Origin of the sequence: Streptomyces thermospinosisporus (assembly GCF_039526425.1) — a bacterium.
Lineage (GTDB): Bacteria > Actinomycetota > Actinomycetes > Streptomycetales > Streptomycetaceae > Streptomyces > Streptomyces thermocarboxydovorans.
The window spans coordinates 22,283-46,806 of sequence record NZ_BAAAIZ010000010.1; the positions used below are offsets into that span (position 1 = coordinate 22,283).

22 protein-coding genes and 1 riboswitch are annotated in these 24,524 nt (G+C 70.4%); of the genes, 7 read left to right on the forward strand and 15 right to left on the reverse strand.

Features of this window, described 5'->3' with window-relative positions; all coding sequences use genetic code 11:
- The first annotated feature begins 236 nt into the window (after positions 1–236).
- Positions 237–1,322, forward strand: coding sequence for an epi-isozizaene synthase (gene cyc1 / locus ABD207_RS05035; protein ID WP_344010540.1), 1,086 nt, complete (start codon positions 237–239; stop codon positions 1,320–1,322).
- The gene (locus ABD207_RS05040) at positions 1,319–2,698 is read left to right on the forward strand and encodes a bifunctional albaflavenone monooxygenase/terpene synthase (protein ID WP_344010337.1); all 1,380 of its coding nucleotides are present in this window, start codon (positions 1,319–1,321) and stop codon (positions 2,696–2,698) included. Before cyc1 ends, ABD207_RS05040 begins: the two co-directional genes overlap by 4 nt.
- A 43-nt stretch (positions 2,699–2,741) precedes the next feature.
- Here ABD207_RS05040 and ABD207_RS05045 read toward each other — a convergent pair whose 3' ends face one another.
- Positions 2,742–3,704 (reverse strand): helix-turn-helix domain-containing protein, encoded by a 963-nt coding sequence (locus ABD207_RS05045; RefSeq protein ID WP_344010340.1) that lies wholly within the window; start codon positions 3,702–3,704, stop codon positions 2,742–2,744.
- A 108-nt stretch (positions 3,705–3,812) separates the two neighbouring features.
- On the opposite strand from ABD207_RS05045, the gene ABD207_RS05050 reads away from it, so the two are divergent.
- Positions 3,813–4,046, forward strand: a complete 234-nt coding sequence (locus tag ABD207_RS05050) for a hypothetical protein (RefSeq protein WP_344010342.1) — start codon at positions 3,813–3,815, stop codon at positions 4,044–4,046.
- Positions 4,047–4,117: 71 nt separating this feature from the next.
- On the opposite strand, the gene ABD207_RS05055 is transcribed toward ABD207_RS05050, so the two are convergent.
- The 7 genes from ABD207_RS05055 to nagB all read right to left on the reverse strand — a co-directional run bounded on the left by ABD207_RS05055 (position 4,118) and on the right by nagB (position 12,292).
- On the reverse strand, positions 4,118–5,074 hold the full coding sequence (locus tag ABD207_RS05055) for a ribonucleotide-diphosphate reductase subunit beta (protein WP_425580629.1): 957 nt from the start codon (positions 5,072–5,074) through the stop codon (positions 4,118–4,120).
- Between the two features lie 62 nt (positions 5,075–5,136).
- Entirely contained in the window at positions 5,137–7,509 is a 2,373-nt protein-coding gene (locus ABD207_RS05060; RefSeq protein ID WP_344010345.1) for a ribonucleoside-diphosphate reductase subunit alpha, read from the reverse strand.
- Positions 7,510–7,631: 122 nt separating this feature from the next.
- A riboswitch (cobalamin riboswitch) is annotated at positions 7,632–7,769 on the reverse strand.
- A gap of 52 nt (positions 7,770–7,821) precedes the next feature.
- Entirely contained in the window at positions 7,822–8,325 is a 504-nt protein-coding gene (locus ABD207_RS05065) for a GNAT family N-acetyltransferase (protein ID WP_344010347.1), read from the reverse strand.
- A gap of 128 nt (positions 8,326–8,453) precedes the next feature.
- Positions 8,454–10,082, reverse strand: a complete 1,629-nt coding sequence (mctP, locus tag ABD207_RS05070; RefSeq protein ID WP_344010348.1) for a monocarboxylate uptake permease MctP — start codon at positions 10,080–10,082, stop codon at positions 8,454–8,456.
- Positions 10,079–10,345: a DUF3311 domain-containing protein gene (locus ABD207_RS05075; protein ID WP_344010349.1), complete on the reverse strand. Its 267-nt coding sequence runs from the start codon at positions 10,343–10,345 to the stop codon at positions 10,079–10,081. Before ABD207_RS05075 ends, mctP begins: the two co-directional genes overlap by 4 nt.
- Positions 10,346–10,572: 227 nt before the next feature.
- Positions 10,573–11,337: a GntR family transcriptional regulator gene (locus tag ABD207_RS05080; RefSeq protein ID WP_167997297.1), complete on the reverse strand. Its 765-nt coding sequence runs from the start codon at positions 11,335–11,337 to the stop codon at positions 10,573–10,575.
- A gap of 169 nt (positions 11,338–11,506) precedes the next feature.
- Complete coding sequence (gene nagB, locus ABD207_RS05085) at positions 11,507–12,292, reverse strand: glucosamine-6-phosphate deaminase (RefSeq protein ID WP_344010352.1); 786 nt, start codon at positions 12,290–12,292, stop codon at positions 11,507–11,509.
- Between the two features lie 723 nt (positions 12,293–13,015).
- Here nagB and ABD207_RS05090 point away from each other — a divergent pair.
- Positions 13,016–14,482: a sensor histidine kinase gene (locus ABD207_RS05090; RefSeq protein ID WP_344000037.1), complete on the forward strand. Its 1,467-nt coding sequence runs from the start codon at positions 13,016–13,018 to the stop codon at positions 14,480–14,482.
- Positions 14,483–14,631: 149 nt separating this feature from the next.
- Here the strand turns inward: ABD207_RS05090 and ABD207_RS05095 are convergent, their stop codons facing one another.
- On the reverse strand, positions 14,632–14,889 hold the full coding sequence (locus tag ABD207_RS05095) for a WhiB family transcriptional regulator (RefSeq protein ID WP_003992873.1): 258 nt from the start codon (positions 14,887–14,889) through the stop codon (positions 14,632–14,634).
- Between the two features lie 318 nt (positions 14,890–15,207).
- On the reverse strand, positions 15,208–16,176 hold the full coding sequence (locus ABD207_RS05100; protein WP_344010353.1) for a diacylglycerol/lipid kinase family protein: 969 nt from the start codon (positions 16,174–16,176) through the stop codon (positions 15,208–15,210).
- Between the two features lie 58 nt (positions 16,177–16,234).
- Between ABD207_RS05100 and ABD207_RS05105 the strand changes: the two genes are divergently transcribed.
- Positions 16,235–16,678, forward strand: a complete 444-nt coding sequence (locus tag ABD207_RS05105) for a hypothetical protein (protein WP_344010355.1) — start codon at positions 16,235–16,237, stop codon at positions 16,676–16,678.
- A gap of 162 nt (positions 16,679–16,840) precedes the next feature.
- Here the strand turns inward: ABD207_RS05105 and ABD207_RS05110 are convergent, their stop codons facing one another.
- The 3 genes from ABD207_RS05110 to ABD207_RS05120 form a co-directional block, all read right to left on the reverse strand.
- Positions 16,841–18,010, reverse strand: coding sequence for an RNA polymerase sigma factor SigF (locus ABD207_RS05110; RefSeq protein WP_344010357.1), 1,170 nt, complete (start codon positions 18,008–18,010; stop codon positions 16,841–16,843).
- Positions 18,007–18,420 carry an ATP-binding protein gene (locus tag ABD207_RS05115; RefSeq protein ID WP_004925829.1) on the reverse strand — a complete coding sequence of 138 codons (414 nt, stop codon included), beginning with the start codon at positions 18,418–18,420 and terminating at the stop codon, positions 18,007–18,009. The genes ABD207_RS05110 and ABD207_RS05115 overlap by 4 nt, the downstream gene beginning before the upstream one ends.
- Before the next feature lie 256 nt (positions 18,421–18,676).
- A complete protein-coding gene (locus ABD207_RS05120) occupies positions 18,677–18,937 on the reverse strand; it encodes a UBP-type zinc finger domain-containing protein (RefSeq protein ID WP_344010358.1) in 261 nt (86 codons plus the stop codon).
- Between the two features lie 47 nt (positions 18,938–18,984).
- Here ABD207_RS05120 and ABD207_RS05125 point away from each other — a divergent pair, with 47 nt between their 5' ends.
- Entirely contained in the window at positions 18,985–20,577 is a 1,593-nt protein-coding gene (locus tag ABD207_RS05125; protein ID WP_344010359.1) for a Na+/H+ antiporter, read from the forward strand.
- A 139-nt stretch (positions 20,578–20,716) separates the two neighbouring features.
- Here the strand turns inward: ABD207_RS05125 and ABD207_RS05130 are convergent, their stop codons facing one another.
- Together ABD207_RS05130 and ABD207_RS05135 are read right to left on the reverse strand one after the other, a co-directional pair.
- Positions 20,717–21,598, reverse strand: a complete 882-nt coding sequence (locus tag ABD207_RS05130) for a 1-aminocyclopropane-1-carboxylate deaminase/D-cysteine desulfhydrase (RefSeq protein ID WP_344010541.1) — start codon at positions 21,596–21,598, stop codon at positions 20,717–20,719.
- A gap of 552 nt (positions 21,599–22,150) precedes the next feature.
- Positions 22,151–22,729 carry an N-acetylmuramoyl-L-alanine amidase gene (locus ABD207_RS05135; RefSeq protein ID WP_344010542.1) on the reverse strand — a complete coding sequence of 193 codons (579 nt, stop codon included), beginning with the start codon at positions 22,727–22,729 and terminating at the stop codon, positions 22,151–22,153.
- A 340-nt stretch (positions 22,730–23,069) separates the two neighbouring features.
- On the opposite strand from ABD207_RS05135, the gene ABD207_RS05140 reads away from it, so the two are divergent.
- On the forward strand, positions 23,070–24,476 hold the full coding sequence (locus ABD207_RS05140; protein ID WP_344010361.1) for a family 2B encapsulin nanocompartment shell protein: 1,407 nt from the start codon (positions 23,070–23,072) through the stop codon (positions 24,474–24,476).
- Positions 24,477–24,524: the final 48 nt, after the last annotated feature.

Sequence of the window (24,524 nt, forward strand, 5' to 3'; positions counted from 1 at the left end):
CCGGCGGGACGCCGTTCGTATGTTCGTCACACGTTCGATCCCCTGCGGTCCTCTCCTGATACAGAATCAGACACACATGGGGAGAATCTCGGCATCCGGGGGTAGTGAAAGAAGCAAATCCATTCCCAGAGCGGTCCGTTGTGGTGCTGAATGGATGTGCGGGGATGCGTGACACCGGCGCACGCCCGGCACGGGGGACGGGCGCGTGTCAACTGGCCGCTGAGAGGGGATTGTTCGTGCATGCTTTGTCACACGGCACCACATCCGCACCGAGCGCCATCGCAGTTCCACCGTCGTTGTCTCTCCCGTTGATCGAGAGGGCGTTTCCGCGGCAACTCCATCCGTATTGGCCAACGCTCCAGAAGCGGACCCGGGCGTGGCTGCTCGAAAAACGGCTCATGTCGGCGGACAAGGTGGCGGAATATGCCGACGGACTGTGCTACACCGACCTCATGGCCGGCTACTACATAGGAGCCGCCGACGAGGTCCTGCAGGCCATAGCCGACTACAGTGCGTGGTTCTTCGTCTGGGACGACCGGCACGACCGCGACATCGTGCACGGCCGGCCCGCCGCCTGGCGGCGGCTGAAGGACCAGCTGCACACCGCCCTCGACAGCCCCGAGGATCACCTCAGTCACAGCGATCCACTGGTCGCGGGCTTCTCGGACAGTGTGCGGCGGCTCTGCTCCTTCCTGCCCGGCAGCTGGAACCTCCGGTTCGCCGGGCACTTCCACGAGGTGATCGAGGCCTACGACCGCGAGTTCCACAACCGCACCAACGGGGTGGTCCCCGGGGTCGAGGAGTATCTGCAACTGCGCCGGCTCACCTTCGCGCACTGGATCTGGACCGATCTGCTGGAGCCCAGTGCGGGATGCGAACTCCCGGCCGAAGTACGGGAGAATCCGGCGTTTCACCGGGCGGCACTGCTCAGCCAGGAATTCGCCGCCTGGTACAACGACCTCTGCTCGCTCCCGAAGGAGATCGCGGGCAATGAGGTGCACAATCTCGGAATCAGTCTCATCACGCACGAGGGGCTGAGTCTGGAAGAGGCGATCGCCGAAATGCGGCGGCGTATCGAGAAATGCATCTCCGAATTCATCGCCGCGGAAAGCGAGGCGTTACGGTTCGCCGACTCCCTCGACGACGGGACGGTGGGAGGAAAGGAACTGAGCGGCGCCGTGCAGTCCTGCCTCGGAAATATGCGCAACTGGTTCAGCTCCGTCTACTGGTTCCACCACGAGTCCGGCCGGTACATGGTCGACAGCTGGGACGACCGGTCCACGCCCCCGTACGTCAACAACGAAGCGGCAGGTGAGAAATGACCGTCGAGTCGGTGCGGCCCGAAGCAACCGAGACACGCTCAGCGACCGGACTGCGGCAGCCGCCGGTGGCCGGAGGCGCGGTCCCCGTCCTCGGTCACGGCTGGAAGCTGGTCCGCGACCCGCTGGCCTTCCTGGCCCAGCTGCGCGACCACGGTGACGTCGTCCGCCTCAAGCTGGGCCCCAAGACGGTGTACGCCGTCACCACCCCCGCCCTGACCGGCGCGGTGGCCCTCAGTCCCGACTACATCATCGCCGGCCCGCTGTGGGAGTCCCTGGAGAGCCTGCTGGGCAAGGAGGGCGTGGCCACCGCCAACGGGCCGCTGCACCGCCGCCAGCGGCGCACCATCCAGCCCGCCTTCCGGCTCGACGCGATACCCGCCTACGGCCCGATCATGGCGGAGGAGGCGTACGCGCTGGTGGAGCGCTGGCGCTCCGGCCAGGTCCTGGACGTCACCGCGGAATCCTTCCGGGTGGCGGTGCGGGTCGCCGCCCGCTGCCTCATGCGCGGCAGCTACATGGACGCCCGCGCCGAACGCATCTGCGCCGCGCTCGCCACGTTGTTCAGCGGCATGTACCAGCGCATGGTGGTGCCGCTCGGCCCGCTGTATAAGGTGCCGCTTCCGGCCAACCGGGAATTCAACCGGGCACTGGCCGATCTGCACCTCCTGGTGGACGAGATCGTCGCCGACCGCCGGGCAAGCGGTCAAAAGCCGGACGATTTGCTGACGGCTTTGCTCGAGGCGGAGGACGAGAATGGCGAGCCCATCGGGGAACAGGAGATCCACGACCAGGTCATCGCGATACTCACGCCCGGCAGTGAAACCGTCGGATCTGTAATCATGTCGCTACTCTTGGTTCTCACCGAACGCCCGGAGATCGGGGACAAGATCCGCGACGAGGTGAAAGCCGTCGTCGGTGACCGGCAGGTCGCATTCGAGGACGTACGGAAGCTGGCGTACACCGCGAATGTCGTGACCGAGACCCTGCGCCTGTATCCGGCCGTCTGGATATTGACCCGGCGGGCGGTGGCCGACACGGAACTCGGCGGATACCGCATTCCCAAGGGGGCCGACCTCATCTACAGCCCGTACGCCATCCAGCGCGACCACCGGTCGTACCGGCGGCACGAGGAGTTCGACCCCGACCGCTGGCTCCCCGAGCGGTCCAAGGAGGTGCCCAAGTACGCGATGAGCCCGTTCAGCGTGGGCAACCGCAAGTGCCCCAGCGACCACTTCTCGATGGCCGAGCTGACGCTCATCACCGCGGCGATCGCCTCGAACTACCGGTTCGAGCACGCACCCGGCTCGGACACCCGGCCCCGCATCGGCATCACGCTGCGGCCCAGGCGGCTGATGCTGCGGGCGCTGCCCCGCTGACCGGCCGGCCCCGGCGCGCGTCGCCGGCCGGCACGGCGCACGTTCAGGCGGCTTCCGTGCCCCTGAACGTGCGCCGGTAGGCCTGCGGGGTGGTCCCCACCGCGCGCACGAAGTGGTGGCGCAGCGCCGCGGCGTTGCCGAAGCCGGTGCGGCCCGCGATCGCGTCCACCGTCTCGTCGGTCCTCTCAAGGAGCTGCTGGGCGAGCAGCACCCGCTGGCGCAGGATCCAGCGGTAGGGCGTGGTGCCGGTCTCCTGCTGGAAGCGGCGGGCGAAGGTGCGCGGCGACATATGGGCGCGGGCGGCGAGCTGCTCGACGGTGACCTCCTGGTCGAGGTTCTGCTCCATCCACACCAGCACCCCGGCCACCGTGTCACCGGAGTGCTGCGGCAGCGGGCGCTCGATGTACTGGGCCTGGCCGCCGTCGCGGTGCGGGGGCACCACCATGCGCCGGGCGATCTTGTTGGCCACCTCCGGGCCCTCCTCCTTGCGGACCAGGTGCAGGCAGGCGTCGATCCCGGCGGCGGTGCCCGCGGAGGTGATCACCGGGTCCTCGTCGACGTAGAGCACGTCCGGCTCCACCGTCAGATGCGGATACTGCCTGCTCAGCGTCTCGGCGTGGCGCCAGTGCACGGTGCAGCGGCGGCCGTCCAGCAGCCCGGCCGCGGCGAGCACGAAGACCCCGGAGCAGACGCTGAGCACCCGAGCGCCCCGGTCCACCGCCCGGCGCAGGGCCTGAAGCAGCTCTGGCGGGAACGTGCGGCTCTCGAAGCCGGACCCGGCCGGCACGGCGACCAGATCGGCCTCCTCCAGCCGCTCCAGGCCGTGCTCCACCTGGAGGGTGAGGCCCGAGTTGCAGCGCAGCACGGTGCCCTCCGCCGAGGCCACGGCGAAGTCGTACACCGGCAGTCCCTCGTCGCTGCGGTCGATGCCGAAGACCTCGCAGACGACACCGAGTTCGAAGGGGTTCACGCCGTTGAGGAGGACGGCGGCCACATTGCGGAGCATGCTCCCAGTGTGCCGCGTCATTGGCAGGAAATCGAGGGTGTGCGGCAGTCCTGCCACTGTTTGTAAGGAGTGTCTGGCGCGACAGTGGTGTCCATGGATACGGCACACATGGAAGCACTGATCGGAATGCTCGTCGTTCTCGCCCTGTTCGCCCTGATGATCCTCCCCGCCGCGATCGGCATCGCGCACGAGCGGAGGATCGACCGTCAGCTCCGGCAGGCCGGGACCGCAAGGGACACGACACGGGTCACGCCCCGTGCCCCCGCCGGCCACACGTCGGCCTCCGCCGGCCACACGTCGCGCCGTGACGCCACCTCGCAGCACACCGCGCGAGCGGCGTGAGACGAGGTGGCACCCGGACGGACACCGGCCGAAGAGCCTTCCCGGAGACCGGGGAGGTCTCCTAGGGGCTCCTAGAAGTCCTCGTCCAGGTCGACCGTGCCCTCCACGGCGACCTGGTACGCGGACGGGCGCCGCTCGAAGAAGTTCGTCAGCTCCTGCACCCCCTGCAGCTCCATGAACGAGAACGGGTTCTCCGAGCCGTAGACGGGGGCGAAGCCCAGCCGGGTCAGCCGCTGGTCGGCTACGCACTCCAGGTACTGCCGCATCGACTCGGTGTTCATCCCCGGCAGCCCGTCGCCGCACAGGTCACGGGCGAACTGCAGCTCCGCCTCGACCGCCTCGCGCAGCATGTCGGTCACCTGCCGGCCCAGCTCCTCGTCGAAGAGCTCCGGCTCCTCCTTGCGCACGGTGTCGACCACGTCGAAGGCGAACGACATGTGCATCGTCTCGTCGCGGAACACCCAGTTGGTGCCGGTCGCCAGCCCGTGCAGCAGGCCCCGGCTGCGGAACCAGTACACGTAGGCGAAGGCCCCGTAGAAGAACAGGCCCTCGATGCACGCCGCGAAGCAGATCAGGTTGAGCAGGAACCGGCGGCGGTCCTCCCTGGTGCGCAGCCGGTCGATCTCCTCCACCGAGTCCATCCACTTGAAGCAGAACCCGGCCTTCTCCCGGATCGACGGGATGTTCTCCACGGCCGCGAAGGCGGCGGCCCGGTCGTCCGGGTCGGGCAGATAGGTGTCCAGCAGCGTCAGATAGAACTGGACGTGAACGGCCTCCTCGAACAGCTGACGGCTCAGATACAGCCGCGCCTCGGGCGAGTTGATGTGCTTGTACAGCGTCAGCACCAGGTTGTTCGCCACGATCGAGTCGCCGGTGGCGAAGAACGCCACCAGCCTGCCGATCAGATGCTGCTCGGACGGGCTGAGCCTGGCGAGGTCGGCCACGTCGGAGTGGAGGTCGACCTCCTCCACGGTCCAGGTGTTCTTGATGGCGTCCCGGTAGCGCTCGTAGAAGTCGGGGTACCGCATCGGCCGCAGCGTCAGCTCGAAGCCGGGGTCGAGCAGGTTCTGGGGACGGGTGGTGCTGGTGGTCACTGGCATGCCTCGCAGGACTCGGGGTTCTCCAGGGAGCAGGCGACCGCCTCGGGATCGGCGGTGGTCTGCGCGGGGACGGTGGGCTGCTGCGCGCGGGCCGCGCGGGCGATCCGGGTCGCCGGGCGCGAACGCAGGTAGTACGTCGTCTTCAGGCCCGATTTCCAGGCGTACGCGTACATCGAGGAGAGCTTGCCGATGGTCGGCGTCTCCATGAACAGGTTCAGGGACTGGGACTGGTCCAGGAACGGGGTGCGGGCGGCGGCCATGTCGATCAGACCGCGCTGCGGGATCTCCCAGGCCGTGCGGTACAGCCGCCGCACGTCCTCGGGGATCCATGCGAAGCCCTGCACCGAGCCGTTCGCCTCGCGCAGCGCCTCCCGGGTGCGCGCGTCCCACACCCCGAGCCGCTTGAGGTCATCGACCAGGTACGAGTTGACCTGGAGGAACTCACCGGAGAGCGTCTCGCGCTTGAACAGGTTGGACACCTGCGGCTCGATGCACTCGTAGACGCCCGCGATGGAGGCGATGGTGGCGGTCGGCGCGATCGCAAGCAGCAGCGAGTTGCGCAGGCCGGTGGAGGCGATCCGCTCCCGCAGCGCCGCCCAGCGCTCCGGCCAGGCGAACTCGACGTCGTAGTGGTCGGGATGCAGCACACCCCGGGCCGTGCGGGTCTTCTCCCAGGCCGGCAGCGGCCCGTTGCGCTCGGCCAGATCGGCGGAGGCCTCGTAGGCGGCGAGCATGATCCGCTCGGCGATTTTCGTGGACAGCGCCTTCGCCTCCGGGGAGTCGAAGGGCAGCCGCAGCTTGAAGAAGACGTCCTGCAGCCCCATCGCACCGAGGCCCACCGGCCGCCACTTGGCGTTGGAGCGGCCCGCCTGCTCGGTCGGGTAGAAGTTGATGTCGACGACCCGGTCGAGGAAGGTCACGGCCGTGCGCACGGTCTCGTCCAGCCGCTGCCAGTCGATGTCCCTCGTCGCCGGGTCGGCGAACGCGCCGAGGTTGACCGACCCGAGGTTGCACACCGCCGTCTCGCCGTCGCTGGTGACCTCCAGGATCTCCGTGCAGAGGTTGGAGGAGTGGATCACCTGGCCGGGCTCGGCGGTCTGGTTGGCGGTGCGGTTGGCGGCGTCCTTGAAGGTCATCCAGCCGTTGCCGGTCTGCGCCAGGGTGCGCATCATCCGCCCGTACAGCTCACGCGCGGGCAGGGTCTTCCTCGCCAGGCCCGCCGCCTCCGCCTTGCGGTACGCCGCGTCGAACTCCTCGCCCCACAGGTCGACCAGCTCGGGCACGTCCGAGGGCGAGAACAGCGACCACTGCTCGTCGGCGCTGACCCGCCGCATGAACTCGTCCGGCACCCAGTGCGCCAGGTTCAGATTGTGCGTGCGCCGGGCGTCCTCACCGGTGTTGTCGCGCAGCTCCAGGAACTCCTCGATGTCCGAGTGCCAGGTCTCCAGGTACACCGCCGCCGCGCCCTTGCGCCGGCCGCCCTGGTTCACCGCGGCCACCGAGGCGTCCAGCGTCTTCAGGAACGGCACGATGCCGTTGGAGTGCCCGTTGGTGCCCCGGATCAGCGAACCCCGGGAGCGGATGCGGGAGTACGACAGCCCGATGCCGCCGGCGTGCTTCGACAGGCGGGCCACCTGGTGGTAGCGGTCGTAGATGGAGTCCAGCTCGTCCTTGGGGGAGTCCAGCAGGTAGCAGGAGGACATCTGCGGGTGACGGGTGCCGGAGTTGAACAGCGTGGGGGAGGAGGGCAGATAGTCCAGCCGGCTCATCAGCCGGTACAGCGCCGCGACCTCCTCCAGCGCGCGGACGGTGTCGTCCTCGGCGAGACCGGCGGCCACCCGCAGCAGGAAGTGCTGGGGCGTCTCGATCACTTTGCGGGTGATCGGGTGCCGCAGCAGATAGCGGCTGTGCAGGGTGCGCAGGCCGAAGTAGCCGAAGCGGTCGTCGGCGCCGGTGTCGATCAGCGCGTCCAGGCGCTCGGCGTGCAGCCGGACGAACGCGGCGGTCCGGTCCGCGATGAGGCCCTCGCGGTGACCGGTCGCGACGGAGGTGGTGAACGAGGTGACGCCCTGGGAGGCGGCCTCGGCGCGGATGCCGATGGTCAGCAGCCGGGCGGCGAGCCGGGAGTAGGCGGGGTCCTCGGAGATCAGCCCGGCCGCCGCCTCGGTGGCCAGCTCCCGCAGCTCCGCCTCGTCGGCGCGGGCGGAGCGGCCGCGCAGCGCGGCGGCGGCCACCCGGCCGGGGTCGGCGTCGGGCAGGTCGGCGGTCAGCTCGGTCAGGGTCCGCAGCAGCGCGGCACCGGGGCCGTCGCCCGCCTCGGTCACGTCGATCGCTGAAGCCGGATCGGCTGGCGCGATGGTCACGTGGGGTCTCCCTCGCTCGGCACAGGGGCCTCGTCGAGGGAAGGAGGCAGCTCACGAGCGCACGCGGCGCCGCGTCCACCGGCCCATTCCGCGAGGCCCGGACGTCAGGGCACCCGACCGGACGGCCGGGCGCACTGCCGGCAGGTCCTCGGACTTGGCCCGTGGCACGCACACGAGATGCGGGCACGCACGAGTACACCGTTGCGGGACAGTTCCGGATTCGCACCGGATTCCCCTGCGGCGACAGCGAGCATGAGCATACATCTTGTGCCGGGTGGTGAGAGCACCCCCATATGTTGTGCCGCGATGCTGTCAGAGCGTCAGTTCATAGGTGAGCAGCGTGAGGTCGTCCAGGTGCGGGACCGGGTTCCAGTCCCGCTCGGGGGTGCGGACGAACCCGAGCCGTTCGTAGATGCGGTGCGCCGCATGCATCGACGCCTGCGTGGACAGCACCATCCGCTCGCACCCGAGCGCCCGCGCCCGCTCCACACAGGCGCGCACCAGGGCCTCCCCGGCGCCCCGCCCCCGGCCGGCCCGGTCCACCGCGAGCATCCGTATCTCGGCCTCGCCCGGCCCGGCGATGTCCGCCATCGGCCCTCCGTCCGGCACGAAGGTCACCCCGCCCAGCAGCCGCCCCCGCTCCTCGGCGACCAGCACCTCGGCGGCCGCCGCCCGCTTGGCCACGTCCCGCAGCTCGCCCAGGTAGGAGTCGCTCTCCCCGAAGTCCAGCAGCCCGTCGTCGAGATAGGCCCGGGCGGTGATCTCCCCCAGCTCCTCGTACTCCTCGGTCTGCACCGGCCTGATGACGATGTCCATGGGCCGAGTCTGCCGCACGGGTACGACAACGGGCCGCCGGATCTCTCCGGCGGCCCGTGCCCGGCCCACGACGGCGCGGGAACCGCGCTCAGCGCATCAGAGCGTCAGTGCGTCAGTGCGTCAGCGCGTCAGTGCTCGGCGGCCGCGGTGGCCGGCGGCAGCTCCACCTGGACACCGGGGTCGCCCGCGTCCGCCGTGTAGTCCGACGGCTGGGTCTCGTCGTTGCCCTCGGGCGCCTTGACCGCCTTGAACACGAAGGTCAGCACCACCGTCACCAGCACGTTGATCACAAAGGCGGTGAGACCGATGTACCCGATCTCGCCGATGCCCGGGATCTCGTCCGCGCTGCCGCCGAAGTGCTTCTGCGTCGGCGAGGACACCCCGTACGCGGCGGCCGTGCCGTAGATCATGCCGACCGCCCAGCCGGCCAGCAGCGCCCACCGGTGGAACCAGCGGGTGAACAGGCCGCCCACCAGCGCCGGGAAGGTCTGCAGGATCCAGATGCCGCCCAGCAGCTGGAAGTTGATCGCCACCGTCTTGTCCATGGTCAGGACGAAGACCAGCGCACCCACCTTCACCAGCAGCGAGACCAGCTTGGACACCCGCGTCTCGTCCTTGGGCGTGGCGTCGGGCTTGATGAAGTCCTTGTAGATGTTGCGGGTGAACAGGTTCGCCGCCGCGATCGACATGATCGCCGCCGGCACCAGCGCGCCGATGCCGATGGCCGCGAAGGCCACGCCCGCGAACCAGTCCGGGAACATGTTCTCGAACAGCTGCGGGATCGCCAGCTGGCCGTTCTGCACCTTCACCCCGGCCGCGATCGCCATGAAGCCGAGCAGCGCCAGCAGGCCCAGCATCAGGGAGTACAGCGGCAGGATCGTGGTGTTGCGGCGGATCACCTCACGGCTGCGCGAGGACAGCGTCGCCGTGATCGAGTGCGGGTACATGAACAGCGCCAGCGCCGAGCCGAACGCCAGTGTCGCGTACGTCCACTGGCCCGCGTCGCCCGGCACCAGCGCACCGCGCGGCTGGCCGGTGGCCGGGTTGGTCTCGCCGAAGGCCTTGGTCGCGCTGGCGAAGATGTCGTCGAACCCGCCCAGCTTGATCGGGATGTAGATGATCGCCACCGCGATCACCACGTAGATCAGCGTGTCCTTGACGAACGCGATCAGCGCGGGCGCCCGCAGACCGGACGAGTAGGTGTACGCGGCCAGCACACCGAAGGCGATCAGCAGCGGCAGGTCCTTGATGAACCAGTTGGTGCTCTCGCCGCCGCCGACGCCCATCACGTCGAGCACGGCCTGGATGCCGACCAGCTGCAGCGCGATGTACGGCATCGTCGCCAGGATGCCGGTGACCGCCACCGCAAGCGACAGCCCCTTCGAGCCGAAGCGGCCGCGCACGAAGTCGGAGGTGGTCACATAGCCGTGCTTGTGCGACACCGACCACAGGCGGGGCAGGAAGGTGAAGATCAGCGGATACACCAGGATCGTGTACGGCACCGCGAAGAAGCCCGCCGCGCCTGCCGCGTAGATCGCCGCCGGGACGGCCACGAAGGTGTACGCGGTGTACAGGTCACCGCCCAGCAGGAACCAGGTCACCCAGGTACCGAACGACCGTCCGCCCAGGCCCCATTCGTCCAGGGTGTGCTCGTTCGCCGCCCTGCGCCAGCGCGCGGCCAGGAAGCCCATGACCGTGACCAGCACGAAGAAGAAGATGAAGACGGCGAGCGCTACGACGTTGACGTCCTCGTTCACTGCTCCGCACCGCCCTTCGAGGCCTTGCGGGCACGCTGGTCACGCTGCCAGAGCTTGTAGGCGACCATCGTCAGCGTGGTCGAGATCAGCACCCACAGCATCTGGTACCAGTAGAAGAACGGGATGCCGATCAGCACCGGGTCGGTCTTGGCGTACGAGCCGACCCACAGCATGGCGACGAACGGTGCGACGAGGCAGAGACCGATGACGACGCGCACGGGCGTCACCACCGGTTCCCTGCCGGTAACTGGGGCTTGCGACATCTGCGGCTCCTGTCCCCTCACGGTTCACCGGCTGGCAATGCGCAGGAAATCTAGGTCAGGCGCACCAGGTCAGGAACCCCGCGTCCGCTCAGCGGTATGCGAGCGCCGCTCAACCGCAAAACAACAGCAACGAAATCTCTGTCAACCGTCCGATTTGCCGGGAATGGGTGGCCCGCCGAGGACCGCGGACGGCCCCGCCGAGAGCGCGCGGGACCGCAGCGGACCGCTCACTCCTGAGGGCGCTTGAGCCGGGCGACGAACTTGTACCGGTCGCCCCGGTACACCGAGCGCACCCACTCCACCGGCTTGCCGTCACGGTCCAGCGAGTGCCTCGAGAGCATCAGCATCGGCAGGCCCACATCGGTGCCCAGCAGGCCGGCCTCGCGCGGGGTGGCCAGCGAGGTCTCGATGGTCTCCTCGGCCTCCGCCAGATGCACGTCGTAGACCTCGGCGAGGGCCGTGTAGAGCGAGGAGTACTTCGCCAGGCTGCGGCGCAGCGCCGGGAAGCGCTTGGCGCTCAGATGGGTGATCTCGATGGCCATGGGCTCGCCGTTGGCCATCCGGAGCCGCTCGATGCGCAGCACCCGGCCGCCGGGCGCGATGTCCAGCAGCTCGGCCAGCCGGTCGTCGGCCGTGATGTACCCCAGATCGAGCAGCTGCGAGGTCGGCTCGAGTCCCTGGGCGCGCATGTCCTCCGTGTAGGAGGTCAGCTGCAGCGCCTGCGACACCTTGGGCTTGGCGACGAACGTGCCCTTGCCCTGGATGCGCTCCAGGCGCCCCTCGACCACCAGCTCCTGCAGCGCCTGGCGCACGGTGGTGCGCGAGGTGTCGAACTCCGCGGCCAGCGTCCGCTCCGGCGGCACCGGAGTGCCGGGCGGCGCGGTCTCGGTCATGTCCAGCAGGTGCTTTTTCAGCCGGTAGTACTTGGGCACGCGCGCCGTACGGACCGTGGTCCCGTTCTCGTTCTCCGCACTGCTGACGTCGGTGCTCATGCTCTGCCTTCCCGGCTCCGAGTCCCGAAGCGACCGACATCCCCATCGGCCACGGACCACATCGTGGCACGGCTCGCGGCGGGGCGGTGCCCCGCACGCTCCGTGATCTCCTCTGTATACCGCCGGGACGGGGGCTGGTCTAGTCCATGACGGGGTCGTGAGACGGTGATCAGAGCCCCTGCCACCGCGGCTTGTTCGCGTAGGTGTGACGGAAGTAGTCGGCCAGCTTCAGCTTGGAGGCGGCGGCCTCGTCGGCCACCACGGTGGCGTGCGGGTGCAGCTGCAGCGCCGAGGCCGGGCACACCGCGGCGACCGGGCCCTCCACCGTGGCCGCGATCGCGTCCGCCTTGCCCTCGCCGGTGGCGAGCAGCACCAGGTGGCGGGCCTCCAGGATGGTGCCGATGCCCTGGGTGATGACGTGGTGCGGCACCTGCTCGATGTCGCCGTCGAAGAAGCGCGCGTTGTCGATCCGGGTCTGCTCGGTCAGCGTCTTGATCCGGGTGCGCGAGGCGAGCGAGGAGCACGGCTCGTTGAAGCCGATGTGCCCGTCCGTGCCGATCCCGAGCAGCTGCAGGTCCACGCCGCCGGCCTCGGCCAGCGCCCTGTCGTACGCCTCGCAGGCGCCCTGCACGTCCTCGGCGGTCCCGTCGGGGCCCATGAACGACTCCATCGGGATGCCGAGCGGCTCCAGCACCTCGCGCCGCAGCACCGAGCGGTACGACTCGGGGTGGTCGGCGGGCAGCCCCACGTACTCGTCGAGCTGCGCCACCCGGGCCCGGGAGGCGTCGACCGCGCCGGCGTGCACCTTCGCGGCCAGCGCCTCGTAGACGGGCAGCGGCGTCGAGCCGGTGGCCACACCGAGCAGGGCGTCGGGCTTGCGCCGCAGGAGCTGAGCGATGGCCTCGGCGATGAGTTCGCCGCCGGCCGGGGCGTCCGGAACGATGACAACTTCCACGCTGGGCCTGCCGATCTGGAAGGAGGGCTCGGGCCGGGTGCGACGCCGGTGCGGGCATCCGTCCCGGATGTGGTTTAGACCAATCTAACAGAGGAGCGGGTCCCGTCCCATGGCCCTTCTCCGCCTCTTTCGTCTCCTCGCTCCAGTCACTCCGGCCTTCCAGCGGCGCGCGGACGGCTCGCGCTCGCCGGGGTCCTCACTCCCCGTGCCCCCGCGGACGCCGGCGCCATCACATTCGGAAAACTGCGCGGCCGAGCGGCTCCGCAGGGGAACTCCTTCGAGCTAGGCTGCGTTCTGAACGTGACGCCGGCCCGGCGACCGGGCAGAAGGCGGCGAACGGGACGGAAGCGCTCGTCGCGAGCATGGACATGGCTAGTGGTCTAGTCCACAATGCCAGACAGGAACACACAGACCTGCCTTCCCCCGCACAGGAAGGCGGACCGAGGGTCCGGGGCTCTCTGCCCTGACTGCACCGGATCCTCACGCTCGGCCGACCGGGACCGCACACCCCACGGCCGATCATGCTCCGGGCTGCGGTGCCGGGAGGGTTGAGGGTCCCTCTCAGGCGCCGCGGCCCGCGGGTGTCTCAGGGCCCGCACGGCCCGTGATCCAGCGCGCACACCGCCCGTGATCCAGCGCGCACACCGCCCCTGTCCCGGGGCGCACACCGCGGGTGTTTCAGCGCTGCACAATCGCGCGGGTACGCTCGCTGACGTGCCCTCCATGAACGAACTCGTACGCCAGCACACCGCCCTCGACGACACCGATCTCGAGTGGCTCCACCTGCTGGTCTCGGAGTGGCAGCTGCTCTCCGACCTCTCCTTCGCCGACCTGGTGCTGTGGGTGCCCACCCGTGACGGCACCCGCTATGTCTCCGTCGCCCAGATGCGGCCCAACACCGGCCCCACCTCCTACCAGGACGACATGGTGGGCCACCTCGTCCCGCGCGGCCGCCGGCCCATGCTGGACGCGGCGCTCGACGAGGGCCGGATCGTGCGCGAGGGGGACCCCGAGTGGCGCGAGGAGGTGCCGGTCCGCGTCGAGTCGATCCCGGTGCGGCGCGAGGGGCGGGTCCTCGGCGTGATCGCCCGCAACACCAATCTGCTCACCGTGCGCACCCCCAGCCGGCTGGAGCTCACCTACCTCCAGAGCGCCTCCGACCTCGCCCAGATGATCGCGGCCGGGGCCTTCCCGTTCGCGAACCAGCAGCTGGACATGGACGCCTCGCCCCGCGTGGGCGACGGGCTGATCCGGCTCGACGCCGACGGCATCGTCCAGTACGCCTCCCCGAACGCCCTGTCCGCCTACCACCGCCTGGGGCTCGCCGCCGACCTGGTCGGTCATCACCTCGGCCGCACCACCGCCGAACTGGCCCCGTCCCGCGGCCCGGTGGACGAGGCGCTGGCCAAGGTCGCCAGCGGCTGGGCGCCCCGTGAGTTCGAGATCGAGGCGCACGACGGGGTCATCCAGTTCCGCGCCATCCCGCTCAAACCGAAGGGGACACGCATCGGTTCGCTGGTGCTGCTCCGGGACGTCACCGAACTCCGCCGCCGTGAACGGGAGTTGATCACCAAGGACGCCACCATCCGGGAGATCCACCACCGGGTGAAGAACAACCTCCAGACGGTGGCCGCACTGCTGCGCCTGCAGGCCCGCCGGATCGGTTCCGACCGCGGCCGGGAGGCGCTGGAGGAGGCGGTGCGCCGGGTCGGCTCGATCGCGATCGTGCACGAGACGCTCTCTCAGAACCTGGACGAGCGCGTCGAGTTCGACGACATCGCCGACCGGGTGCTCGCGATGGTCGCCGAGATCTCGCCGGGCAAGGTGACCGGCCGGCGTTCGGGCCGCTTCGGCATCCTGGACGCGGAGGTGGCCACCCCGCTGTCGATGGTGCTCACCGAGATCCTGCAGAACGCCCTGGAGCACGGGTTCCGCGAGGGCGACACCGGCACGGTCGAGGTCTCCGCGGTCCGCGGCGGCACCAGCAGGGACGCCCGGCTGCTGGTCACCGTCCAGGACGACGGGGTCGGTCTGCCCGAGGACTTCGACCCGAAGACCGCCGGCAATCTGGGGCTGCAGATCGTCCGGACCCTGGTGGAGGGTGAGCTGGGCGGCACCTTCGACATGGTCCCGGCGCCGGAGCGGGGGACCAGGGTGATCCTGGACATCCCGGTGCAGGTCGACAAGTAGGCGACCGGAGGCAGACGGCAAAGAGCCCCGGACCGGTGAACGGTCCGGGGCTGATGCGCATTCGGGAACTGCGCGCTGCGGCTCGGGGGCGGGAGATGCGTACGCGGTGCACGCGCCGCCAAGCTCAGGCTGTCAGCAGGGTGGGTGTGTCAGGCGGAGGCCTGACGGGCCCGGTTGCGGGCGGCGCGGCGCTTCATCGCACGACGCTCGTCCTCGCTGAGACCACCCCAGACGCCGGAGTCCTGGCCGGACTCGAGCGCCCACTGCAGGCACTGCTCGATCACCGGGCAGCGGCGGCAGACGGCCTTGGCTTCCTCGATCTGCAGCAGCGCAGGACCGGTGTTGCCGATGGGGAAGAAGAGCTCGGGGTCTTCCTCGCGGCAAACGGCGTTGTGACGCCAGTCCATGGCTGCTACCTCTCCTTGGTATTACTGCGGGTTGCTTGTGAATGTGAACGCTTTCACGAATCCCTCAACAAGGGAAGGGCCGACCGCCAGGTTCCCTGGCGTGGTCCTTGGGTTCGTAGAGGGGTTCCGGTGATCTGTGGAGGCCGGTGTTGCGGGCCGTCCCGATCGCCATGTAGAGACTCGCAAACCTCGACCCCGGATACAACCCCTTCCGGGAAGTTTTTTTGGATTCTTCGGTGTCGACTAGGTCACAGCCGTACTTCCATGGGGTGGACCCTGGCCTAAACGTTCGAGTGAAAGGACTTTGGCCCGTTCTGCTCACACAATCACACGCAGTGCACGGCGTACACCTGTGAACGTCACGCTGGTACGCAGCCCCAGGTGGTCACCGTCCATCTGAAGGGGCAGTGGCACCTTCGAATGCAAGGTGAACTGGGTGAGATCGTGCCGGGAGACAGCGTGCCGGCCCTTGGGGCCGCGCTCGGGGGACGAAGCGAGCAACTGCGTGCCATACCGGGCAACCGCGCCGGCGGACAGACGCTTCAGCCCGAAGATGTCCAGGCCGGTGTCGAAGGAGGCCTTGGGGGAGGCGTAGATCGGGCGGTTGCCCAGGAACGTCCACGGCGAGGTGTTCGACACTATGGAGAGCACCAGGTCCTGGACCGGCTCCTCGCCCGGCACCTCCAGGCTGATCACCCCGTGCCGGCGGTGCGGCTCGCCGAACAGGGCCCGCACGACCTGCCGCATATAGAGCGCGTGCGTCGACTTCTTGCCGCGCTCGCGGTGCTGCTCGACCCGGCCGACCACCCCGGCGTCGAAGCCGAGCCCCGCGTTGAAGGTGAACCAGCGGGCCGGGACCGACTCGTCCTCCGTGCCCGGCGTGCCCGAGGTGAGCCCCAGGCCCACCGTGCGCTCGCGCCCCTCACGCAGCGCGTCCAGCAGCACACCGGTGGCCTCCACCGGCTGGTTCGGCAGACCGAGGGCACGGGCGAAGACATTGGTGGAGCCGCCGGGGACCACCGCGAGGCCCGGCAGATGCTCCGGGTCGGGGCCGGCGTGCAGCAGACCGTTGACCACCTCGTTGACCGTGCCGTCGCCGCCGAGGGCCACCACCAGGTCTATGTCGTCGCTCTGCGCGGCCTGCCGGCCGAGATCGCGTGCGTGCCCGCGGTACTCGGTGGTGACCGCGTCCAGTTTCATCTCACTGGCGAGTGCGTGGATCAGCACGTCGCGCGTGCGCGCACTGGTTGTCGTTGCCGCCGGATTGACCACGAGAAGTGCACGCATGCGATGCAGGGTACCTACTGGGCGGTACCACGCCCAGGGTGAGGGCTACCCTTCTGGGGTGAGCAAGGACCAGACCTCCGCCACCGCACCGGACACCACCGGCCCCCGCCCGCGCCGCCTGACCTACGCCGCGGGGCTCGTCGCCCTGGAAGGGCTGACGCTCGTCGTCGGGGGCGTGTGGATGCTGGTGCTCGGGATCACCGGGGAGCCGGACGACCGCCGGCAGGCCGTGACCGGCGGGATCACGCTGATCCTCCTGGCGCTGCTGCCGCTGCTCGCCGCCCGCGGACTGCTCGGCCGGCGCAGCTGGAGCCGCGGCCCGGCCGTCATCACCCAGATCATGGCCCTGCCCGTCGCCTACAACCTGCTCCAGGCCGACAGCATCGCCATCCCGGCCGGCATCGCCCTCGCCGTCGTCGCCGTCGGCTCCCTGGTGCTGCTGATCAACGCGGAGACCACGAAGGCCCTCGGGATCAGGGGACCGGGGAACGCCGAGAAGTAGCAGCGCCGCGAAGCGCCCCGAAGGAGCCGCACGGCCGAGGGCCGGCAAGGGGCCGCACACCGAGGGCCGGCAAGGGGCCGCGTACAAGAGTCCGCACGGCAGAGGCGGGCCCCCGCCGCCCGCCTCCGGATGTGCTCACTCGCCTGGTGTGCTCACCCTCGGTCACTCCTCGACGAGCAGCTTCTCCCGCAGCTGCGCCAGTGTGCGGGCCAGCAGCCGGGAGACGTGCATCTGCGAGATGCCGACCTCCTGCGCGATCTGCGACTGGGTCATGTTGCCGAAGAAGCGCAGCAGCAGGATCCGCTTCTCCCGCGGCGGGAGATCCTCCAGCAGCGGCTTGAGCGACTCCCGGTACTCCACACCCTCCAGCGCCTCGTCCTCTGCGCCCAGGGTGTCGGCGACCGCGGGGGACTCGTCGTCGGTGTCGGGGACGTCCAGGGACAGCGTGGAGTACGCATTGGCCGACTCCAGGCCCTCCAGAACCTCCTCCTCGGAGATGCCCAGCTTCTCGGCGAGCTCGTGCACCGTGGGGGAGCGGCCGTGCAGCTGGGACAGCTCGGCCGTGGCCGTGGTCAGCGCCAGGCGCAGCTCCTGCAGCCGGCGCGGCACCCGCACCGCCCAGCCCTTGTCGCGGAAGTGCCGCTTGATCTCGCCGACCACCGTCGGGGTCGCGTAGGTGGAGAACTCCACGCCCCGGTCCGGGTCGAAACGGTCGACCGACTTGATCAGACCGATGGTGGCGACCTGGGTGAGATCGTCCAGGGGCTCACCGCGGTTGCGGAAGCGGCGCGCCAGATGCTCCACCAGCGGCAGATGCATGCGGACCAGCTGGTTGCGCAGCTCCGCGTACTCGGGGCTGCCGTCCGGCAGGGTGCGCAGCCGGAGGAACATGGCGCGCGCCCCGCTGCGGTCCAGCGGGTCGTGGTGCGTGCCGTGCGTGCCCTGAGGGCCCGGCGCGCTGCGGGCGGCCGGTGTGGCCGGCACACCCGGCACACCCGGCGCCCGCGGCGCCTCGTCCTCGGCGTATCGCTCGTGCTCGTTCATCGTCCCGCCCGTCGCCCTTCCCCGAGCGTTCGCCTCGTCCCCCGTCGCCGGCCTCGGGCGGGCCGGGACGCCCGCCTGGCCGGAGGCAGCCCCCGTCCGGCCGCCCGCGGGCCTGCGCCGTCCGGCACCGTCCGCCGGCCCGCCCGGGGCCCCGACCGGTCCGGAGTCCTCCTCCGGATGCGGCCGGGCCTGCTCGGGGATGCCGTCGATGCCGTCCGGCACACCCCCGGCCGGCAGCTCCCGTGTGCCGCGTTCTTCGTCCCGCACCGGCCCGTCCTCGTTCCTCACGCCGGCCCGGGTCCCGCGCCGCGCTGTTTGTAGAGGCTGATCGAAACGGTTTTGTCCTCGTCCACGGCGGAGGAGACCTTGCCCGCGAGCGCGGACAGGACGGTCCAGGCGAAGGTGTCCCGCGAGGGGGCATGGCCGTCGGTGGTCGGCGCCGAGACGGTGACCTCGAGCGAGTCGTCGACGAGCCGGAAGACACAGCTGAGCACCGATCCCGGCACGGCCTGCTGCAGCAGGATCGCGCAGGCCTCGTCGACCGCGATGCGCAGGTCCTCGATCTCGTCGAGGGTGAAGTCCAAACGGGCCGCGAGGCCGGCCGTGGCCGTGCGCAGCACCGACAGGTAGGCCCCCGCGGCCGGCAGCCGGACTTCCACGAAGTCCTGGGTCGCGGGCTCGCCTGCGATCTGGGACACCCTCACCTCCAAGGTGGTACAAGCGTTTCAGGGCCGGGAATCCGCCCCGGACAACGCGCTACGTGGTTCAGCGGTGACGCTATCGCGCTCTGCACGGTCCTGTCCCGGGACCCCGAGGCCTTGCTGTCACTCATAGTAAAACTATGAATACTCTCCGTGGCTAGGGGTCTGCGGGCCCAATTGGGAAGAGCGCGCGCCGGATTGACGTACCCAGACGTCAGACGGTCGAACCGTCCGGCACCCGGGACCCGCCGGGTCACACCAGTACGTGATCGACGAAGCACCAGCGCCAGTTCTCCCCGCGTTCGTGCGACCGCATCACCGGGTGGCCGGTCCGTCTGTGGTGCTCCGTGGCGTGCCGCCTCGGCGAAGAGTCGCAGCAGCCGACGTGACCGCAGGTGAGACACAGGCGCAGCTGCACCGGGTCCGTGCCGTCCCGCAGACACTCGGGGCACGTCTCACTGAGCGGAGCCGGCTCCGGGTGCGGCAGCGCGTCGGCGTGCGTGCACTGTTTCATGATGGCCAGATTACGACGGGCGAGCCGAAAGCGAGGATGTGCCGGACATGGACGTGATGCCGCTGCTTCTGCTGGTCGCGGGCAGCGCCGCGGTCGCCGCGGCCGCCCGGCGCACCCCCATTCCGGCGCCCCTGCTCCTCGTCGCCGCCGGACTCGCGGTCAGCTACGTCCCCGGAGTGCCCGCGTACGCGCTCGACCCGCACGTGGTGCTCCCGCTGATCCTTCCGCCGCTGCTGCACTCGGCGGCGACCGAGAGCTCCTACCTCGACCTGCGCGCCCAGCTGCGGCCGGTGGCGCTGCTGTCGGTCGGCTACGTGCTGTTCGCGACCCTCGCCGTCGGCTGGGTCCTGTATCTGCTGGTGCCGGGGCTGCCGCTGACCGCGGCGCTGGTGTTCGGCGCGGTGGTGGCCCCGCCGGACGCCGTCGCGGCCACCGCGGTGGCCCGCAGGGTGGGACTGCCGTCGAAGGTGACCACGATCCTCCAGGGCGAGTCCCTGCTGAACGACGCCACCGCGATCACCGCGTTCCGGGTGGCCGTCGCCGCGGCCGCCGGCGAGGGCATGACCTGGATGGGCGGGGTCGGCGAGTTCCTGCTCGCCGCCATCGGCGGCCTGGTGGTCGGCCTGGTGCTGATGGTGCCGCTGCACTGGCTGCGCACCCATGTGCGGGAGGCGCTGCTGCAGAACACCCTCTCCCTGCTGATCCCGTTCGCCGCCTACGCGCTCGCCGAGCAGGTGCACGCCTCCGGGGTCATCGCCGTCGTGGTCGTCGCGCTCTACCTGGGGCACCGCGCCTGGGAGGTCGACTTCGCCACCCGGCTGCAGGAGGAGGCCGTGTGGAAGATGGTCGCCTTCGTGCTGGAGTCGGCGGTCTTCGCGCTGATCGGGCTGCAACTGCCGGTCGTCCTCACCGGCCTCGGCGAGTACGAGGGCCTCGAGGCCGCCTGGTACGCGCTCGCCGTCTTCGCGGTGGTCGTCGCCGTGCGGTTCATCTGGGTCTACCCGGCGACCTGGCTGCCGCCGAAGCTGTCGGCGCGGATCCGCGAGCGGGAGGGCCGGCCCGGCTGGAAGGCGCCCTTCGTCATCGCCTGGGCCGGGATGCGCGGAGTGGTGTCGCTCGCCATCGCCTTCTCCATCCCGCTCACCGCCGACGGCGCCGGCTTCCCGCAGCGCAACCTGCTGCTGTTCCTGACCTTCACCACCGTCATCGGCACGCTGGTCGTCCAGGGACTCACGCTGCCGCTGCTGACCCGCCTGCTGAAGTTCCCGCCGCGCGACGCCCAGGCGGAGACGCTCACCGAGGCCAACGCCCAGGCGCAGGCCTCGCGAGCCGCGGAACGACGCCTCGAGGAGCTGCTGGCGGACGAGCGCAACGCCCTCCCCGTCCCGCTCGCCGACCGGCTGCGCGCGGTGCTGGAACGCCGCCGCAACGCCGTCTGGGAACGGCTCGGGCAGACCAATCCCGTCACCGGGGAGTCCGTGGACGACACCTACCGGCGGCTGTCGCGGGAGATGATCGGCGCCGAACGCGACGTGTTCGTGCGGCTGCGCGACGGCCGCTACATCGACGACGAGATGCTGCGCACCCTGCTGCGCAGGCTCGACCTCGAGGAGGCGGCGGCGTTCAGGGAGACGGCGTAGGCGGGGACGAACGTTCAGGGAGACGGCGTAGGCGGGGACGAACGTTCAGGGAGACGGCGTAGGCGGGGACGAACGTTCAGGGAGACGGCGCAGGCGGGGACGAAGTACCTGGGACGACGGGCCGACGGCCTTCGGGGGATCACGGACCGGGGACCTCGGGGAAGGGGCGCCCGGTGACGACGGCGGCCACCGTGCTGCCGCGCCGGAAGGCCCTCTCCTCCGCGAGAGCGACAAGGCCGTAAAGCAACTTGGCGACATAGACACGCTCGACCGGGACGCCGTGCCGGTCCTCGAAGTCCGCGGCGAACGCGTCGAGTTCCGGTGTGGTGCGGGCGTAACCGCCGAAGTGGAAGCGGTCGTCCAGGCTCCAGTCGCCGGCCGGGCCGCCGAACGCGGCCGTCTGCAACGCCTCCACCTCGCGGTGCAGGAAGCCGCCCTTGAGAACGGGCACCCCCAACGCCCGTGCACCTGGTGCGAGTCCGGCGGCCATCCCGGCCAGCGTCCCGCCGGTCCCGCAGGCGACCGCGGCCACGTCGGCCACGCCCGCCAGCTCCTCGCCCAGCGCACGGCAGCCGCGTACGGCCAGGGCGTTGCTGCCGCCCTCGGGCACCACGTACGCGTCCTCTCCCGCGCCGGCGTCCCGCAGGACGGCCGCCAGCGTCCCGGGCTCGGTCTTGCGGCGGTAGACCGAGCGCTCGACGAAGTGCAGCCGCATGCCGTCGGCGGCGCAGCGGGCGAGGGAGCCGTTGAGCGGGCGGTCGCGCAGCTCGTGCCCCCTGACCACACCGACGGTGCGCAGCCCGAGCAGGCGTCCGGCGGCGGCCGTGGCCCGCAGGTGGTTGGAGTACGCCCCGCCGAAGGTGACCACCGTCCGGCCCTCGGCCGCCGCGAGGCTGGGCGCCAGCTTGCGCCACTTGTTGCCGATCAGTTCCGGGTGGATCAGGTCGTCCCGCTTGAGCACGAGCCGCACTCCGTGCCGTTCGAACCGCTCGTCCACGACTTCCTGCACCGGCGAGGGCAGCCGGGGTCGGAGCCCGGCGAGCCCGGCGAGCCCGGCGAGTCCGGGGGAGCCGGGGGCCTCGGGGGAGCCGGGGGCCTCGGGGGAGCCGGGGGCCTCGGGGGAACCGGGGGCCTCGGGAGAGCCGGAGGACTCGGGGGCGTCGGGCCAGGTCACGGTGCCATTGTCCCCGGCGGGGGCGGTGCGGGCGGGGTGCGGCCCGGCGGCGGAGGCCGGTGTCTCCGGCGCCGGTCCTTCGGCGGGGCGGGCCTCACCGGCGCAGGGCCGTTGTCGCCCGGCCGTCGCCGGCACCCGACCGCGAGACCGGTGCCGCGGCACCGGGCCGACGGCGTGGCGGTCCGCTACCGGCGCACAGGGCCGTCATCCCGGCCGTCTCCGGCGCAACGCCGTCTCCGGCGCAACGCCGTCTCCGGCGCAACGCCGTCTCCGGCGCGAGGCCGTCACTGCCGCGCAGCCGTTACTGCCCGGCCGTCGCCGGCACCCGACCGCCCACCGGCCCCATCCTTGGCCGGAAATGATCGCCGCCCGGGCCGCCACCGGGCCGCTTCCCGGCCGCTAATTCAGCCGGTCGCGGATGCGGGACCTCATCGAGGACATGGTGAAACCGCGCGGATCGACCTTGCCGGGCTGCCACTCCAGGTGGCCGATCACCGACCGCTCGTTCCAGCCGTGGTGGCGGCAGACCGCCGCGGCGGCCTTCTCGATCGCCTCCAGCTGTGCCGCCGGCCAGGGGTCCTTGCCGTCGCCGAGGTTCTCGCACTCGAAGCCGTAGAAGTGCCGGTTGCCGTCGGTGTTCGCCTCGTTGTCCGGTGGCAGCGCCCGCTCCGCGATCACCGCCCGCAGCACGTCGTCGTCGCCGAGACCGGCGTGGTTGGCCCGGCCGTAGCCGACGAGATGGACCCGGCCGTCCTTGGTGATGACCCCGTGGCACAGCGGACCGGGCAGGCTCTCGTAGCCCTTGCGGCAGATCTCCACGGTTCTGGCGCTGCCCTTGGTCACCGTGTGATGGATCATCACGCCGTGCACCGGCCCCCAGGGGCCCTTGTGGTTGCGGTTGTGGGTACGCCAGTTGCCGACCTCGACGACTGTCAGACCCTCCGCCTTCAGAGCGCTGAGGAACGCGCTCGCGGACATGGGTGGGGCCATGACCGCCTCCTCACGTGCTGCGGACGGCCGCCCTGTGCAGCCGTCCCGTACCGGTGCTTGTACCGAAACGGAACGGCCGGAACCCATCGTTCGGAGCCTGTGCGAGCCGATTCGGACAACTTCGTGGAGCGTCGGGCTCCGCCCGTGCCGGGAACGCCGGGAGTCCGGCGCGGAGCGCGCGCCGGAAGCACTGGATGCCCCGGCACTCGAAGATCCATTCCCGCTCTTTCGGGTAATGGTACGAGCACGTTACGTGAGGAAGGCTTGCTCTCGCAGATCGATGCCCGGCACGGATGGGCGTGGATCACAACTGGGAGGGCAATTCCATATGTCGGTAGGCGAAGAGGTCCGCACGGAGCAGACCAGGCCCCAGCAGAGCCTCGGTACGGCGGCGGCGCGGAACCTGGCCACGACCACCAAGTCCGTTCCGCAGATGCAGGAGATCAGCTCGCGCTGGCTGCTGCGCATGCTGCCGTGGGTGGACGTCAAGGGCGGAACGTACCGGGTGAACCGGCGGCTGACCTACGCCGTGGGCGACGGCCGGATGACATTCGTGAAGACCGGCGACCGCGTCGAGATCATCCCCGCGGAGCTGGGCGAACTGCCCGCCCTGCGGGACTACGAGGACGAGGAGGTGCTCGCCGAACTCGCCACCCGCTGCCGGCAGCGGGAGATCGAGGCCGGCCAGGTGATCGCCTCCTTCGGCAGCCCCACCGACGAGGTGTACCTGCTGGCGCACGGCAGGGTGGAGAAGATCGGCACCGGCCCCTACGGAGACGACGAGTCCCTCGGGGTCCTCGCCGACGGCGCCTACTTCGGCGACCAGGCTCTGCTCGACGAGGACGCCATCTGGGAGTACACGGCCCGCACGCTCACCGCCTGCACCGTGCTGGTGCTGCCCCGCGAGGCGGTCCAGCAGGTCGCCGAGCGCTCCGAGACCCTGCGCGAGCATCTCAGGCGCAGCCGCTCCGTCCCGGCCCAGCGCACCAACAAGTACGGAGAGAAGGAGATCGACCTCGCGGCCGGCCACAGCGGCGAGCCGGACGTCCCGCACACCTTCGTGGACTACGAGCCCCGGCCCCGCGAGTACGAACTCAGCGTGGCCCAGACCGTGCTGCGCATCCACACCCGCGTGGCCGACCTCTACAACCAGCCGATGAACCAGACGGAGCAGCAGATCAGGCTGACCGTCGAGGCGCTGAAGGAGCGTCAGGAGCACGAGCTGGTCAACAACCGGGACTTCGGCCTGCTGCACAACTGCGAGTACGACCAGCGGATCCAGCCGCACGACGGCGTGCCCAGCCCCGACGACATGGACGAACTGCTCAGCAGGCGCCGCGGGACCAGGATGTTCCTGGCCCACCCGCGTGCCATCGCCGCGTTCGGCCGCGAGCTCAACAAGCGGGGACTGGTCCCGGAGACCATCGACATCGGCAACAACCGCATCCCCACCTGGCGCGGGGTGCCCGTCTTCCCGTGCAACAAGATCCCGGTGACCGAGGCCCGCACCACCTCCATCATCGCGCTGCGCACCGGCGAGGAGGACCAGGGCGTCATCGGCCTGCGGGCCTCCGGCATCCCGGACGAGATCGAGCCGAGCCTGTCCGTCAGGTTCATGGGCATCAACGAACAGGCCATCATCAAGTACCTGGTCACGACCTACTTCTCGGCAGCGGTGCTGGTACCGGACGCACTGGGCGTCCTGGAGAACGTCGCGATCGGCCGCTGGCGGTGACGATCCAGCCACGCCGCGGCCGGCCCGCCGTGTCCCCGCACGCCCGGA

Coding starts and splice junctions, on each gene's coding strand:
- ABD207_RS05040 (WP_344010337.1), top strand. CDS start 1,319: ATGACCGTCGAGTCGGTGCGGCCCGAAGCAACCGAGACACGCTCAGCG.
- ABD207_RS05045 (WP_344010340.1), bottom strand. CDS start 3,704: ATGCTCCGCAATGTGGCCGCCGTCCTCCTCAACGGCGTGAACCCCTTC.
- ABD207_RS05050 (WP_344010342.1), top strand. CDS start 3,813: ATGGAAGCACTGATCGGAATGCTCGTCGTTCTCGCCCTGTTCGCCCTG.
- ABD207_RS05055 (WP_425580629.1), bottom strand. CDS start 5,074: ATGCGGTACCCCGACTTCTACGAGCGCTACCGGGACGCCATCAAGAAC.
- ABD207_RS05065 (WP_344010347.1), bottom strand. CDS start 8,325: ATGGACATCGTCATCAGGCCGGTGCAGACCGAGGAGTACGAGGAGCTG.
- ABD207_RS05075 (WP_344010349.1), bottom strand. CDS start 10,345: ATGTCGCAAGCCCCAGTTACCGGCAGGGAACCGGTGGTGACGCCCGTG.
- ABD207_RS05080 (WP_167997297.1), bottom strand. CDS start 11,337: ATGAGCACCGACGTCAGCAGTGCGGAGAACGAGAACGGGACCACGGTC.
- ABD207_RS05090 (WP_344000037.1), top strand. CDS start 13,016: ATGAACGAACTCGTACGCCAGCACACCGCCCTCGACGACACCGATCTC.
- ABD207_RS05095 (WP_003992873.1), bottom strand. CDS start 14,889: ATGGACTGGCGTCACAACGCCGTTTGCCGCGAGGAAGACCCCGAGCTC.
- ABD207_RS05100 (WP_344010353.1), bottom strand. CDS start 16,176: ATGCGTGCACTTCTCGTGGTCAATCCGGCGGCAACGACAACCAGTGCG.
- ABD207_RS05120 (WP_344010358.1), bottom strand. CDS start 18,937: ATGAAACAGTGCACGCACGCCGACGCGCTGCCGCACCCGGAGCCGGCT.
- ABD207_RS05125 (WP_344010359.1), top strand. CDS start 18,985: ATGGACGTGATGCCGCTGCTTCTGCTGGTCGCGGGCAGCGCCGCGGTC.
- ABD207_RS05135 (WP_344010542.1), bottom strand. CDS start 22,729: ATGTCCGCGAGCGCGTTCCTCAGCGCTCTGAAGGCGGAGGGTCTGACA.
- ABD207_RS05140 (WP_344010361.1), top strand. CDS start 23,070: ATGTCGGTAGGCGAAGAGGTCCGCACGGAGCAGACCAGGCCCCAGCAG.